Genomic DNA, 14746 nt, shown 5'->3' with positions numbered 1-14746 from the left:
CTGGTTTGCGTTACTTCTTCTTGCGGCGATTGGCGATGTGAATCGCCCCACCACCGACGGCCAGAGCTGCTTCATGCACGGACTCGGACAGAGTCGGGTGTGCGAAACAGGTCAGGGCCAGATCTTCGGCGCTGGAACCGAATTCCATGGCGATAACGCCCTGGGCAACGATTTCAGAAGCCTGGGGACCAACGACATGGAACCCGACGATACGGTCGGTTTTCGCGTCAGCAATGATCTTGACCAAGCCAGATGCCGAGTTTGCAGCCATGGCACGGCCATTAGCGGCAAACGGGAAGGTACCCACGTTGTATTCTTCACCTTCAGCCTTGAGCTGCTCTTCGGTCTTGCCGACCCAGGCAACTTCCGGCGCGGTGTAGATAACGTTCGGGATGCAGTCGTAATTCACCTGGGGCTTGTGCCCGGCAATACGCTCGGCAACCATAATGCCTTCTTCAGAGGCCTTGTGAGCCAGCATCGGGCCGCGAACCACGTCACCAACAGCCCAGATGCCCGGCGCCTCGGTTTTGCAATTGTCGTCCACGAAGATGAATCCACGTTCATCCATCTGGACACCGGCATCCTCAGACAGCAGGTTGTCGGTATAAGGACGACGACCAACGGCAACGATCAGCTTGTCGAACTTGGCTTCATGCTTGCCCTTGGAATCTTCATAGGTCACGTTAACCAGCTTGCGCTTGACTTCCGCGCCGGTCATACGTGCGCCCATGACAATATTAAGACCCTGCTTCTGGAACTGCTTCAGGGCGTCCTTCGCAACCTGCTGGTCGACAGCAGGCAGGAAGGTGTCCTGGGCTTCCAGAACAGTCACTTCAGCACCCAGGCGAGCCCACACACTGCCTAGTTCGAGGCCGATAACGCCGGCGCCGATTACGCCGAGACGCTTGGGTACTTCGCTGAACTCCAGAGCACCCTCGGAATCCACGATGTAGTCGCCATCAAACGGTGCGGGCGGAATCTGGATCGGCTTGGAGCCGGTCGCCAGAATCACGTTTTCGGCTTCGTATGTCGTCGTCTTGCCGTCTTTGTCGGTGACTTCCACCTTGCGGTTCGCCAGCAGTTTGCCGTGACCGTGGATGGACGTAACACCATTAGACTTGAACAGACCCGCGATCCCGCCGGTCAGCTGCTTAACGATGCCGCTCTTGCGCTCCATCATCTTAGAGATGTCCATCTTGACATCCTTCGCGATGATGCCCTGCATCTCGTAGCCGTGGCTGGCTTCCTCGAACTTGTGAGAAATCTCCAGCAGCGCCTTGGAGGGAATGCAGCCCACATTCAGGCAGGTACCGCCAAGCACCTGCGCTTTGCCATCTTCAGCGGTCCAGGATTCGACACACGCGGTTTTCAGGCCGAGCTGTGCCGCTTTGATGGCGGCCACGTAGCCCCCGGGGCCTGCACCAATGACAATGACGTCGTACTTATCAGACATAGTTAATCCCGTTTTCCGATTCGTTAAGTGTCGGCTCAGACATCCAGCAGAATACGTGCCGGGTCCTCAAGCATTTCCTTGATCGCAACAAGGAACTGAACTGCTTCCTTGCCATCGATCATACGGTGGTCATAGGAAAGCGCCAGATACATCATTGGCTGGATTTCCACCTTGCCGTTCACCGCCATCGGGCGCTCCTGTATCTTGTGCATACCCAGGATAGCGGTCTGCGGCGGATTCAGGATCGGCGTGGAAATCAGGGAACCGAAGATACCGCCATTAGTAATGGTGAAGGTACCGCCGGTCATATCCTCAATACCAAGCTTGCCGTCTTTGGCCTTGGTGCCGTACTCGACAATCTTTTTCTCGATATCGGCAAGACCCAGCGCGTCAGTATCACGAACTACCGGGACCACCAGGCCACGGTCGGTAGAGACGGCCACACCGATATCCTGGTAACCATGGTAAACCATGTCGTTGCCATCGATGGAGGCGTTAACGGCCGGGAAGCGTTTCAGTGCTTCGGTAGCCGCCTTGGTAAAGAAGGACATGAAGCCCAGCTTGATGCCATGGCGCTTTACGAAGCTGTCCTGGTACTGCTTGCGCAGTTCCATGATCGGCGCCATGTTGACTTCGTTGAAGGTGGTCAGCATGGCAGCGCTCTGCTGTGCGTTGACCAGACGCTTGGCAATGCTGGCGCGCAGACGCGTCATAGGAACACGCTTCTCCGGACGTTCGCCCGCTGAAACATTTACCTCTGGCATCTCGGCAGCCGGCTTGGGCGCAGCAGCGCCACCGGATGACTTCGCGCTTTCCACGTGGCTCTGAACGTCTTCCTTGGTTACACGGCCATCTTTGCCGGTGCCCTTGACTGCGTTCGGGTCAACGTTGTTTTCTTCGGCCAGCTTTCGGGCCGCCGGACTCAGGATGGCATCTCCGGAAGCAGCATCACTCTTGACCTCTTCCTTCGGGGCCTCTTCCTTGCTCTCTTCCTTCTTGCCTTCCGCAGGCTTGGACTCGCCCGCTGCGCCTGCCTTGAACTTGCCGACTACTTCGCCGCTTTCAACGGTGTCGCCTTCGTTCTTGAGAATTTCTTCGATAACGCCATCAGCAGGCGCGACAACCTCAAGAACGACCTTGTCGGTTTCGATATCGACAATCAGTTCGTCACGTGAACAGGCTTCGCCCGGCTGCTTGTGCCAGGTCGCAACAGTACCCTCTGCGACCGACTCCGGGAAAACGGGGGCTTTAATCTCAGTTGACATTACAGATCCTTAGTTCGGTAGCTTGTCAAATTTCAAACGCGTCGGTAACCAGTTTCTTCTGCTCTTCGATGTGCGCAGACATATGCCCGCAAGCAGGAGCAGCGGAAGCGTCACGGCCGGCATACTGAAGGTACAGCTTGGGATTCTTGCGATGCAGGGCATTACGCATGTGATGCTGGCTGCAGTACCAGGCACCCTGATTCATCGGCTCTTCCTGACACCAGACAACATGCTTGAGCTTGGGGTAGTGGCTCAGGAGTTCATCCAGGTCATCGCCCGGGAACGGATAGAGCTGCTCGATGCGAACGAGGGCGACATCATCACGCTCGTCGGATTTCTTCTTCTCCAGAAGATCGAAATACACCTTGCCGCTGCACATGATCAGGCGTGTCACCTTCTTGGGATCGGACGGCTCCTTCTCGGGAAGCACCGTCTGGAAGGTACCGCTGGTCAGATCATCCAGATCAGACGTAGCTTCCTTGTGACGCAGCAGGCTCTTGGGCGTAATCGCCACCAACGGCTTGCGCAGTGGGCGCTTGACCTGACGACGCAGCATGTGGAACACCTGCGACGGCGTTGTCGGCACACATACCTGAATGTTGTGCTCGGCGGACAGTTGCAGGAACCGCTCAAGACGTGCAGAACTGTGCTCCGGCCCCTGACCTTCGTAGCCGTGGGGCAGCAGCAGGGTCAGACCACAGAGGCGGCCCCACTTGTGCTCACCACTGGTCAGGAACTGGTCAATCACCACCTGGGCGCCGTTGGCAAAATCACCGAATTGCGCTTCCCAGACCACCAGGCCATCCGGCGCTGTGGTTGAATAGCCATATTCGAACGCCATGACGGCTTCTTCAGAGAGCAGCGAGTCATAGAGCTCGAACTTCGGCTGGTCTTCCGACAATTGCTCAAGCGCAATGTGCGTTGAACCGTCTTTCTGATTATGCAGAACCGCATGACGATGAGAGAACGTACCCCGGCCGACGTCCTGACCCGTAATACGAATCGGATGGCCCTCGTTTATCAGCGTTGCATATGCCATAACCTCGCCATAGCCCCAGTTAATGGGCAAAGCGCCTGCCGTCATCTTTTCGCGGTCCGAAACGATCTTGGAAACCTGACGCTGGATACTGAACCCTTCAGGAACCGAGGTCAGCTTTTTGCCCAGCTTCTGGATCGTCTTCAGCGGCACGCTGGATTTGCACTTGGCGGTCCACTCGTGACCGAGGTACGGCGTCCAGTCGACATAGAGCTCTTTATTGGGCTCCTTGACCAGGGACTTGACCACGTGCTCGCCGTTATCCAGCGCATCACGGTAGTCGTTCTCCATCTGCTTGGCCTCGTCCTCGCTGATCACGCCGGCTTCCATCAACTGGTCAGCGTAAAGATTACGGGTCGTTTTCAGCTTGCGGATCTTCTCGTACATGACCGGCTGCGTCGCTGCCGGCTCATCCGCTTCGTTGTGGCCGCGGCGGCGGTAGCACACCAGATCGATAACCACGTCGTTCTTGAACTCGTTGCGGTAGTCCATGGCCATCTGGGTAACGAACATCACCGCTTCCGGATCGTCTGCATTCACATGCAGGATCGGTGCCTGGATCATCTTGGCAACGTCGGTACAGTATTCGGTGGACCGTGCGTCTTCCTGCTTGCTCGTGGTGAAGCCGACCTGGTTGTTGATAACGATATGAATGGTCCCGCCAACACCGAAACCACGGGTCTGGGACATCTGGAAGGTTTCCATCACCACGCCCTGACCGGCAAAAGCCGCGTCACCGTGCATGATAATCGGGACCACCTGGGTGCCATCGTTGTCATTGCGACGGGTCTGGCGGGCACGAACAGAACCTTCCACCACCGGAGACACAATTTCCAGGTGAGACGGGTTAAAAGCCATGGCCAGGTGAACCTCACCGCCGGGGGTCATCACGTTGGATGAGAAGCCCTGATGGTATTTCACATCACCGGAACCGGAAGCAGCCAGCTTCTTGCCTTCAAACTCGTCGAACAGTTCTTTCGGGTTTTTGCCGAGGGTGTTAACAAGAACGTTCAGGCGGCCACGGTGAGCCATGCCCAGGACAATCTCTTTTGCACCATAGGATCCCGCACGCTGAATCAGTTCATCCAGGCAGGGAATCAGGGTCTCGCCACCTTCAAGACCAAAACGCTTGACGCCCGGATAACGGGACCCCAGGTATTTTTCCAGGCCTTCTGCGGCGGTCAGGCGTTCCAGGATGTGCTTGCGGGTTTTCGCTTCGTACTCCGGTCGTGAGCGAACCGGCTCCATACGCTGCTGAAACCACCGCTTGATGCGGGTATCGACGACGTGCATGTATTCGGCGCCGATGCTCTCGCAGTAAGTCTGACGCAGGCCATCCACGATATCGCGAAGCTTCATGGTCTCGGCACCCAGATTCAGGGAGCCGGTCTGGAATTCCAGATCACTGTCGGAGTCCGAGAGTTCATGGAACGCGGGATCCAGATCTTCTACCTGAGGACGCTGCCATACGCCGAGTGGATCCAGCTTTGCCTCCTGATGACCACGGAAACGGAAGGCGTTGATCAGCTGGAGAACACGAATCTGCTTTTTGTCTGCGTCGGACGTAGCACTGGCGGGAACACCGCCGCTGGCGAGAAAGCGCTGATTGCGAGAGATATGTTCAAACTGTTCGCGGATGGAAGAGTGGGCAACATCTCGGCCCTGGTAGCCATCGACGCTGGGAAGCTTGTCGAAATAGCTTCTCCACTCTTCGGGAACGGCGTTGGGGTCTGTCAGGTAGGTTTCAAAAAGCTGTTCAACATAGGCGAGATTACCACCCTGCAGGTGGGAAGTCTGCCATAACTGCTCCATTATGCTTTCGTGCATCTTGAATAGCTCACCTTGGGCTGGTGCGGGGAGCCCGGTATGGTCGGCCAGGAGTAATTCTCAGTCAATACGGGTTTTTACGGGATCGACTTTGGCCACCACACCCGACATGGATGTTTTCCGTTCCCCGGTGGTTTTTATACTCAGCAAAGCGGGGTGAAAACTTTATAAGCTCCCGCCACAGCTTGCGTAGTGTGCACCCGGGTAAGACTTTTAACTATAAGCCTTTGGTTGAAGGCCCCACGAATTGCGGGGCCTTCCGGGTACCAAACTTGTCAGAACAGTATAGCGTCTGTCTGAAATCCTGCCGCTTAAGTCGCCCGTTGCAGCAGAAGATTCCGAATGTGGCCGATAGCCCTTGTGGGGTTCAGACCTTTCGGGCAGACACTGACACAGTTCATGATGCCCCGGCAGCGGAAAACGCTGAACGGGTCATCCAGATTGGCAAGACGCTCCTCCTGGGCCGTGTCGCGGCTGTCCGCAAGGAAGCGGTACGCCTGCAACAGGCCTGCCGGGCCAATGAACTTGTCCGGATTCCACCAGAACGACGGGCAGGATGTGGAACAGCAGGCACAGAGAATACACTCGTACAGGCCATCCAGCTTCTCCCGATCCTCAGGAGACTGCAGGCGCTCGATGGCGGGCGCCGGCTTGTCGTTCACGAGGTAAGGCATGACCTTTTCGTACTGCTTATAGAAGAGGCTCATGTCAACAACCAGGTCACGGATGACAGGCAGACCCGGCAGTGGCCGCAGCACCAGCTTGTCGTTCTTCACAACCTGGGACACCGGCGTGATGCAGGCCAGGCCATTCTTGCCGTTCATGTTCATGCCATCAGAGCCACAAACGCCCTCACGGCAGGAACGACGGTAGGCCATCGAGGGGTCGCGTTCCTTGATGAGATTCAAAACGTCAAGGACCATCAGGTCCTTACCTGCCGGAATCTCGACATCCACGTCCTGCATATAGGGCGCGTTGTCAGTTTCCGGGTTATAACGATATAGGCTGACTAACATTTTCGACGTCCCCCTTAGTAAGTCCGGATCTTCGGCTCAAACGTGGCCACGGTCTTCGGCGCAAAATTCACATCACGCTTGCCGACACGCTTGTCTAGCGGGAAGTAAATGGAGTGCTTCAGCCAGTTCTCATCGTCACGCTCGGTGAAGTCGTTCCGGGCGTGAGCGCCACGGCTTTCCTTGCGCTCGTAGGCAGAAATTGCAGTAGCCAGCGCCACCTCAAAGAGGTTATCCAGCTCAAGCGCCTCAATACGGGCCGTGTTGAAAGCGTTGCTGGTATCAGCCAGTTTGGTGTTGCGCACGCGCTCACCAATCGCCTCAAGCTTCTTCAGTCCCTCTTCCATGCTCTTGCCGTCTCGGAACACGCCGAAATACAGCTGCATGCAGTTCTGAAGATCCTTGCGCACCTCGGCAACACTCTCACCCTCAGACGCACTGTTCAGGCGATCAAGGCGAGCCATGGCCCGCTTGATGTCCTCTTCGCTGGCGCCGTCTACCTCAAAGCCGCCACGAAGCTGCTCTTCGATGTGCAGACCAGCTGCGCGACCGAACACAACCAGATCCAGAAGGGAGTTACCACCCAGACGGTTGGCACCGTGCACAGACACACAGGCCGCCTCACCACACGCGAACAGCCCCGGGATTGCCTTGTCTTTACCATTTTCGTCCTGGGTCAGAGCCTGACCTCCGACGTTGGTCGGGATGCCGCCCATCATGTAATGACAGGTCGGAACCACCGGAATCGGTTCTTTTACCGGATCCACATGAGCGAAAGTACGGGACAGCTCACAGATGCCTGGCAGTCGCAAATTCAGGGTTTCTTCACCCAGATGATCCAGCTTCAGAAGAACGTGGTCCTTGTCGGGCCCGCACCCGCGACCTTCCAGAATCTCGATAACCATCGCCCGGGCGACAACATCACGGCCCGCCAGATCTTTTGCGTTCGGAGCATAGCGCTCCATGAAGCGCTCGCCTTCAGCGTTGATCAGGTAACCGCCCTCACCCCGGCAACCTTCCGTTACCAGCGTGCCGGCACCGTAGATTCCGGTCGGGTGGAACTGCCACATTTCCATATCCTGCATCGGGAAACCGGCACGCAGCGCCATTCCGACACCATCCCCAGTGTTGATCAGGGCATTCGTTGTGGATGCGTAAATACGGCCTGCACCGCCCGTCGCCAGCACCGTCGCCTTGGACTTGATGTAAGCTACCTCGCCGGTTTCCACCTCGATGGCAACAACACCAACCACTTCATCCTTGCTGTTCTTGACCAGATCTACCGCATACCATTCATTAAGGAAGCTAGTCCCGCCCTTGATGTTGGCCTGGTACAGCGTGTGCAGAAGGGCATGACCGGTACGGTCAGCGGCGGCACAGGTGCGTGCTGCCTGAGTCGGATTATCAGGCCCCTTCGACTGGCCTCCGAACGGACGCTGATAGATTCGACCCTGTTCAGTACGAGAAAAAGGCAGCCCCATGTGTTCCAGCTCAAAAACGGCCTGAGGACCTACGGAACACATATACTCAACGGCATCCTGATCGGCAATGTAGTCCGAGCCTTTCACCGTGTCATACATATGCCAGCGCCAATCGTCATTGGGATCAGCACTTGCGATTGCACAAGTAATGCCGCCCTGGGCAGATACCGTGTGCGAACGGGTCGGAAACACCTTGGTGATGCACGCAGTATTTACACCGGACTCAGTCAACTGCAGCGCAGCCCGCATGCCGGAACCGCCACCACCAATAACGATCGCGTCGTAAGACATGGTCTTGATATTAGCCATCGATCAAAGCCCCCAAATAATTTGAATACCCCAGACCACATACACAAAGATTGCCAGCACAACTACTGCCTGAAAAAGCATTCGCTGCCCGGCGGACTTGATGTAGTCTGTAGAAACAGTCCAAAGCCCGACCCATGCATGCCCCGCGATCGACAACAGTGTCAGCAGGGTAAAGATCCTGAACCATGCCTGATCGAAAAGAGCCGACCAGGACTGATAATCAACATCAGTAGAAATAAAGAAACCGAGCAGAAAAACAGTATACAGAGCAAGTACGTAGGCAGAGACGCGCTGGATGATCCAGTCCTGAATCCCGTTACGGCCAATATTAGTCACACTATTCATGCCCATACCCAGACTCCTGCCAGTACGATGAGAATGACGGAAACCACAATCGTGATCTTGGCGGCGAGGCGGCCGCTCTCGAGCTCTTCACCAATGCCCATATCCATGAGCAGGTGCTTGATGCCTGCAACGAGGTGGTACAGCAGAGCAGACAAGATGCCCCAGACAATCAGCTTGGCAAGGAAGCTGTCCAGCAGTTCACTTACACGGCTGAAGCCCTCTTCCCCGGACAGGGAAAGCTGAAGCCCGTAAAGCATGAACGCAACACCAACAAAAATGATGATGCCGCTGATGCGGTGCAATATGGACGTAATGGCTGGCAGCGGAAAATGAAACTTGCCGAGATCGAGATTTACTGGTCGTTTGCTATTCACAGCGCTCTCACACTCTCTTTTGGTTCCGCGGAACCGGAAAACCGGGTGCGGATGGTTGGTATGTAAAGATCAGCGTGCAGATACGAAACCGGCACACGATTGGCTCAGGAGGGAGGAAACCTCTCCGGCAACCCGCTATTTACAGGCACCAAAAAAAGGCTTATCCCCGATTCCGGGCTACGGATTATAAGGAGTACCCTAAGCAATTACAAACCTGCAACGTCCCGTGGGCCGCGTATTTCAGGGGGTTAGGCAATCTATAAGGATTATTGACAAATTCTTTTCTTACCCCAATCCGTTGTTATTCGGGATATCCCTCATTTACAACCAATGTCAAATTCCGGCTTTTCCTGACTCTTCCATTGACAAAAAAAGCCAACGCCCTATATTTTGCCGCCAGTTTTGCGATAATACGCGCCTTCCAAGAATCCGCGCGACAGAGTTCGCGCAGACTCCAAGCGCATCTATAAATGTAGATTAAGCTGTCAAAGCTGATAAATAGGAGAGCACCATGACCGACAGGAAAGCCACGCTCTCGGTGGGGGATAAGTCCATTGAGCTACCGGTTTATTCCGGCACCGTCGGCCCTGACGTTATCGACGTACGAGGCCTAGTCCAGGAAGGCGTTTTCACATACGATCCGGGATTCGTATCCACAGCAGCCTGCGAATCGGCCATCACCTACATTGACGGTGCAAACGGCGTTCTCCTGCACCGCGGCTACCCGATTGAACAGCTGGCCGAACACTCGGACTACCTCGAGGTCTGTTATCTCCTGCTCCATGGCGAGCTGCCCAGCGCTGAAGAGAACAAGCAGTTCCACGACACCATCAAGAACCACACCATGCTGCACGACCAGATGCGGAACTTCTTCCAGGGTTTCCGTCGTGACGCGCACCCGATGGCCATCATGTGTGGCGTTGTCGGCGCCCTCTCAGCCTTTTACCACGACCAGATGGACGTTACCGATCAGACTCAGCGGGAGATCACCGCTCATCGTCTGATCGCAAAAATGCCGACCATCGCAGCCTGGTGCTACAAGTACAGCCTCGGCCAGCCGTTCATGTATCCGCGCAATAATCTGTCCTACTCCGAAAACTTCCTGCAGATGATGTTTGGGGTGCCCTGCGAGGAGTACAAGCCGAACCCGATCCTGGCCAAGGCAATGGACAAGATCTTTATTCTGCACGCGGATCACGAGCAGAATGCGTCCACATCTACCGTACGCCTTGCCGGATCTACCGGAGCCAACCCGTACGCCTGCATTGCTTCCGGCATTGCTGCCCTCTGGGGGCCAGCTCACGGCGGCGCCAACGAAGCCGTTCTGGACATGCTGGCGGAAATCGGCGACGAATCCAATATCGAGAAGTTCATTGCCAAGGCCAAGGACAAAGACGATCCTTTCCGCCTGATGGGCTTTGGGCATCGGGTTTACAAGAACTTTGATCCGCGCGCCAAGGTTATGGCCGAAACCGCCCACGAGGTCCTGACCGAGCTTGGACTGGAAAACGATCCCCTGCTGAAGATCGCCCAGCGTCTGGAGAAAATCGCACTGGAAGACGACTACTTCGTTCAGCGCAAACTGTACCCGAACGTGGACTTTTACTCCGGCCTGATTCTCAAGGCTATCGGCATCCCCACATCCATGTTCACTGTCATCTTCGCCATGTCGAGGACCATCGGCTGGTTCTCGCACTGGAACGAGATGGTCAGCGGCGATTATCGCATCGGCCGTCCACGCCAGCTGTATACTGGCTCAGAAAAGCGGGACTACCCGAAAACATAAATCCGGCACGTCGGACCCGCAATACAAAGGTCGCTGATTCAGCGGCCTTTTTTATTCACGGCCAGCCCCGCTCTTCTATGATAAGTTAACTCAACAAAAACATAAGAGGAGAAATCAATGACTACAGCAGCATTTATCGGCCTGGGCGTCATGGGCTTTCCGATGGCCGGCCACCTGGCCAAAGCCGGGCTCACCGTCAGGGTCTGGAATCGGACGTCCGCCAAATCAGAGCAATGGGCAGAGGATTATTCCGGAACCAGCTGCACCACCATTGCTGAAGCCGTCAAGGGCGCCGATATCATTCTGACCTGCGTAGGTGCTGACAAGGACCTGAAGGCGGTCTACGAGGGCGATGAAGGCATCCTTGCCAACGCTCAGGAAGGTGCCGTTCTGGTCGACCACACCACTGCCTCCGCGGGCATTGCCGAATACCTCGCCGAGGCCGCCCGCCGCAACGGGATGGGTTTTGTCGATGCCCCCGTTTCCGGCGGCCAGCAGGGCGCTGAAAACGGCAAACTGACCATAATGTGTGGAGGCTCCGAACAAGACTACGCCAAAGCCCAGCCCGTTATGGAGCACTACGCCCGCGCTCTAAACCTGATGGGACCTGCCGGTAGTGGCCAGAAAACCAAAATGGTAAACCAGATTGCCATTGCCGGGCTGGTACAGGGTCTTTCGGAGGCACTGCATTTTGCCGAACAGGCAGAACTGGATGTCGCGAAAGTGGTGGATGTCATTTCCAAAGGCGCTGCCCAATCCTGGCAGATGGAAAATCGCTCCGGCACCATGATTGCCGGCGAGTTTGAACACGGCTTTGCCGTGGACTGGATGCGGAAAGATCTGGGCATTTGTCTTGAGGAGGCCCGCAAGGTCAATGCCTCACTGCCGGTGACCGCTCTGGTGGATCAGTTCTATGCAGACGTCCAGTCGATGGGCGGGAAACGCTGGGACACATCGTCCCTGATACAGCGTCTTAGAAAATTCCGGTAATTACTTGAAATAAAAAGTTAAATCGGGGTCAGATGAAAGCTTTCATCTGACCCCTTATTCGACTGCATTACTTTTTCTTATCCTGTGGCTGCCACTTCCCGTTCACATACCAGGCAGACCAGCCCGTCGCCTTCCCGTCCTTCTCGGACATGACATACTGCTCCTTGGTCTTGCGACTGTAACGGATAACCGTCGGATTGCCTTCCGGATCACGCTCAGGCGCGTCCATCAGGAAATCGTACTTTGGATCAATTTCCTTACGATGCGGCTTGATCTCCATGACCAATGGCGGTCGGGTCTCACGGTTTTTCGGGAACTTGCTGGCCGCCAGGAACAAGCCTGAGGCCCCATCCCGCAGCACGTAAGTGTCATCTACCTTCTGGCACTGCAATTCCGGCATCGGAACCGGATCCATTTTGGGAGGCGCAGGCTCCCCGCTTTTCAGCAGCTTACGAGTGTTTTTACATTCTGTGTTGGTACAGCCGAAATACTTGCCAAAGCGGCCGGTTTTCAGCTGCATCTCAGAGCCGCACTTGTCACACTCCAATGTTGGACCGTCGTAGCCCTTGATTCGGAAGGTACCCTTCTCTACTTCGTACCCGGAGCAGTCCGGGTTATTACCGCAGACATGCAGCTTGCGGGTTTCGTCGACCAGATAGCTGTCCATGGCCGTGCCACACTTCGGGCACCGGCGCTTTTTCCGGAGCAGGCGGGTCTCTCCCTCACCTTCGACGTCATCCTCGGCGCTGACGACCTCATCGCCTGAAACCAGGTTGATGGTGGTTTTGCAGCGCTCCTTCGGGGGCAGCGAATACCCTGAGCACCCCAGGAATACACCCGTGCTGGCCACACGAATCTGCATATTGCGGCCGCAACTGGGACACGGGATATCCGTTTCGGTGGGCGTATTGGCCCGCATGCCACCGTCGTCGGCACTTTCAGCCTTCTCCAGCTGTTGCCGGAAACGGCCATAAAAATCATTCAGGACCTTTTTCCACTGGACCTCACCCTCCGCAATCTCATCCAGTTCGTCTTCCATCTTCGCGGTGAAATCGAAATCCATCAGGTTCGGGAACGATTCCGACAGTCGCTCGGTGACGATTTCGCCCATCTTTTCCGCATAGAAACGGCGGTTCTGTAGCCGCACATAGCCACGATCCTGAATGGTGGAAATGATGGAGGCATAGGTCGAAGGGCGGCCAATGCCCTGCTTTTCAAGCTCTTTAACCAGACTGGCTTCCGTGTACCTGGGTGCAGGTTTAGTAAAGTGCTGGCTCGGATCCAGCTTTTTCAGATCCAGAACTTCATTCACCTGAATATCCGGCAGCGAGACATCCTCGTCTTTCTTCGCAGACTGGGGAGCGGCCTTGAGGAAACCATCAAACTTGATGATCCGGCCACGGGCGCGCAGCTCGTAGTCACCATTGGCCACCACAATGGAGGTACTCAGGAACTCGGCATCGGCCATCTGGCAGGCCATAAACTGCCGCCAGATCAGGTCATAGAGCTTCTCTGCGTCCTTCTCAAGGCCACTGATATCAGCCGGCCGACGACTCACCTCGGTCGGGCGAATAGCCTCGTGAGCCTCCTGGGCGCCCTCCTTGCTGCCGTAGACCCTCGGCTTTTCAGGAAGGTACTTATCCCCGAACTGCTTCTGAACAAAATCCCGGCAACTGTTGACTGCGTCCTGGCTCAGGTTGGTGGAGTCGGTCCGCATGTAGGTAATGAAGCCAGCTTCGTACAGGCGCTGTGCCAGCATCATGGTTTTCTTGACACTGAAGCCCATGCGGTTGCTCGCAGCCTGCTGCAGCGTAGAGGTAATAAAGGGCGCGGATGGCCGGGACCGGGTCGGCTTGTCCTCGCGCTTGGCAACCTTGAAGTCGCCGGCCTTCAGGCGGTTAACATGTTCGGTGCTTTGTTGCTCATTAACCGGCCGGTAGGGCTTGTCGTCGTGGCGGGTTACCTCAAACCGAACCGGCTGGTCAGCCTTTTCGGACGCGAGATCAGCATGAAGCTGCCAGAACTCCTCCGGTACGAATTTCCGGATCTCCCGCTCCCGATCCGCAATCAGCCGCACGGCGACCGACTGAACCCGACCCGCCGACAGGCCTCGGGCAATCTTGGCCCACAACAGCGGAGAGACCATGTAGCCCACGACACGGTCCAGGAAGCGCCTTGCCTGCTGGGCATTCACACGGTTGGTGTCAAGATTGCCGGGGTCCTTGAAGGCCTCCTGAATGGCGCGTTTGGTGATCTCGTTAAACACCACTCGCCGGTATTTTTCCGGCTCGCCACCAATCGTTTCCTGCAAGTGCCAGGCAATCGCCTCCCCTTCACGGTCCAAATCCGTTGCGAGGTAGATATGGTCAGCAGATTTCGCCAGGCGTTTGAGTTCGCTGACCACCTTTTCCTTGCCAGGCAGGATCTCGTAACGGGCACTCCAGTCGTGATCCGGATCAACACCCATCCGCGCCACCAGCTGCTCCCGGGCCTTACGCTTCTTGTGCGTGGCTTTCTCGTCCGGGTTCATCTTCCGGGTAGCAGCAGCCTGTCTGGCCCGTTCCTTGGGATCAGACTGCGATCCACTTCCGCTGACGGGGAGATCACGAATATGCCCAACGCTCGACTTCACGATGAAGTCGGGGCCCAGGTATTTGTTGATGGTCTTCGCTTTCGCTGGCGACTCGACAATAACGAGACTTTTACCCATATCGGAGATCTGTGTCCTTGGCGATAATCGGTTGAAAAATCAGCAAACCGTAAACTCGCTGTAAAATCAGTCGGCTAGAAAACACTCAATAGCCGCCACATTGGTATAGGTGCATTGTTTTACAGGGTCAAGAAAAGCAAGACAACCCATTCTTCTG

The 14746-nt window shown here is 56.0% G+C and carries 10 protein-coding genes; 2 read left to right on the top strand and 8 right to left on the bottom strand.

Translation table 11 applies throughout. From position 1 onward, the window contains the following. Window positions 1-10 precede the first annotated feature (10 nt). The 7 genes from lpdA to sdhC form a co-directional block, all read right to left on the bottom strand. Window positions 11-1453, bottom strand: coding sequence for a dihydrolipoyl dehydrogenase (gene lpdA / locus CLH62_RS18585; protein ID WP_099619691.1), 1443 nt, complete (start codon window positions 1451-1453; stop codon window positions 11-13). 35 nt (window positions 1454-1488) lie between these two features. After that, window positions 1489-2718, bottom strand: a complete 1230-nt coding sequence (gene odhB / locus CLH62_RS18580; protein ID WP_099619690.1) for a 2-oxoglutarate dehydrogenase complex dihydrolipoyllysine-residue succinyltransferase — start codon at window positions 2716-2718, stop codon at window positions 1489-1491. 25 nt (window positions 2719-2743) lie between these two features. After that, the gene (locus CLH62_RS18575) at window positions 2744-5581 is read right to left on the bottom strand and encodes a 2-oxoglutarate dehydrogenase E1 component (RefSeq protein ID WP_099619689.1); all 2838 of its coding nucleotides are present in this window, start codon (window positions 5579-5581) and stop codon (window positions 2744-2746) included. Window positions 5582-5892: 311 nt separating this feature from the next. Then, window positions 5893-6597 carry a succinate dehydrogenase iron-sulfur subunit gene (locus CLH62_RS18570; RefSeq protein ID WP_099619688.1) on the bottom strand — a complete coding sequence of 235 codons (705 nt, stop codon included), beginning with the start codon at window positions 6595-6597 and terminating at the stop codon, window positions 5893-5895. A gap of 14 nt (window positions 6598-6611) precedes the next feature. Then, entirely contained in the window at window positions 6612-8384 is a 1773-nt protein-coding gene (gene sdhA / locus CLH62_RS18565; protein ID WP_099619687.1) for a succinate dehydrogenase flavoprotein subunit, read from the bottom strand. Window positions 8385-8387: 3 nt separating this feature from the next. Beyond that, window positions 8388-8735 carry a succinate dehydrogenase, hydrophobic membrane anchor protein gene (gene sdhD, locus CLH62_RS18560; protein WP_228152904.1) on the bottom strand — a complete coding sequence of 116 codons (348 nt, stop codon included), beginning with the start codon at window positions 8733-8735 and terminating at the stop codon, window positions 8388-8390. Beyond that, the gene (gene sdhC, locus CLH62_RS18555) at window positions 8726-9103 is read right to left on the bottom strand and encodes a succinate dehydrogenase, cytochrome b556 subunit (protein ID WP_099619686.1); all 378 of its coding nucleotides are present in this window, start codon (window positions 9101-9103) and stop codon (window positions 8726-8728) included. The genes sdhD and sdhC overlap by 10 nt, the downstream gene beginning before the upstream one ends. 511 nt (window positions 9104-9614) lie before the next feature. Between sdhC and gltA the strand changes: the two genes are divergently transcribed. Together gltA and CLH62_RS18545 are read left to right on the top strand one after the other, a co-directional pair. After that, window positions 9615-10889 (top strand): citrate synthase, encoded by a 1275-nt coding sequence (gene gltA / locus CLH62_RS18550; RefSeq protein ID WP_099619685.1) that lies wholly within the window; start codon window positions 9615-9617, stop codon window positions 10887-10889. Between the two features lie 117 nt (window positions 10890-11006). After that, window positions 11007-11879: an NAD(P)-dependent oxidoreductase gene (locus tag CLH62_RS18545; protein ID WP_099619684.1), complete on the top strand. Its 873-nt coding sequence runs from the start codon at window positions 11007-11009 to the stop codon at window positions 11877-11879. A 67-nt stretch (window positions 11880-11946) separates the two neighbouring features. On the opposite strand, the gene topA is transcribed toward CLH62_RS18545, so the two are convergent. Beyond that, a complete protein-coding gene (gene topA / locus CLH62_RS18540; RefSeq protein WP_099619683.1) occupies window positions 11947-14589 on the bottom strand; it encodes a type I DNA topoisomerase in 2643 nt (880 codons plus the stop codon). Between the last annotated feature and the right edge of the window lie 157 nt (window positions 14590-14746).

This window comes from Marinobacter guineae (assembly GCF_002744735.1).
In the GTDB taxonomy this organism is placed as follows: Bacteria; Pseudomonadota; Gammaproteobacteria; order Pseudomonadales; family Oleiphilaceae; genus Marinobacter; species Marinobacter guineae.
The sequence above is the reverse complement of the archived record's forward strand: the minus strand, read 5'-3'. Positions and strand labels throughout refer to the sequence as shown.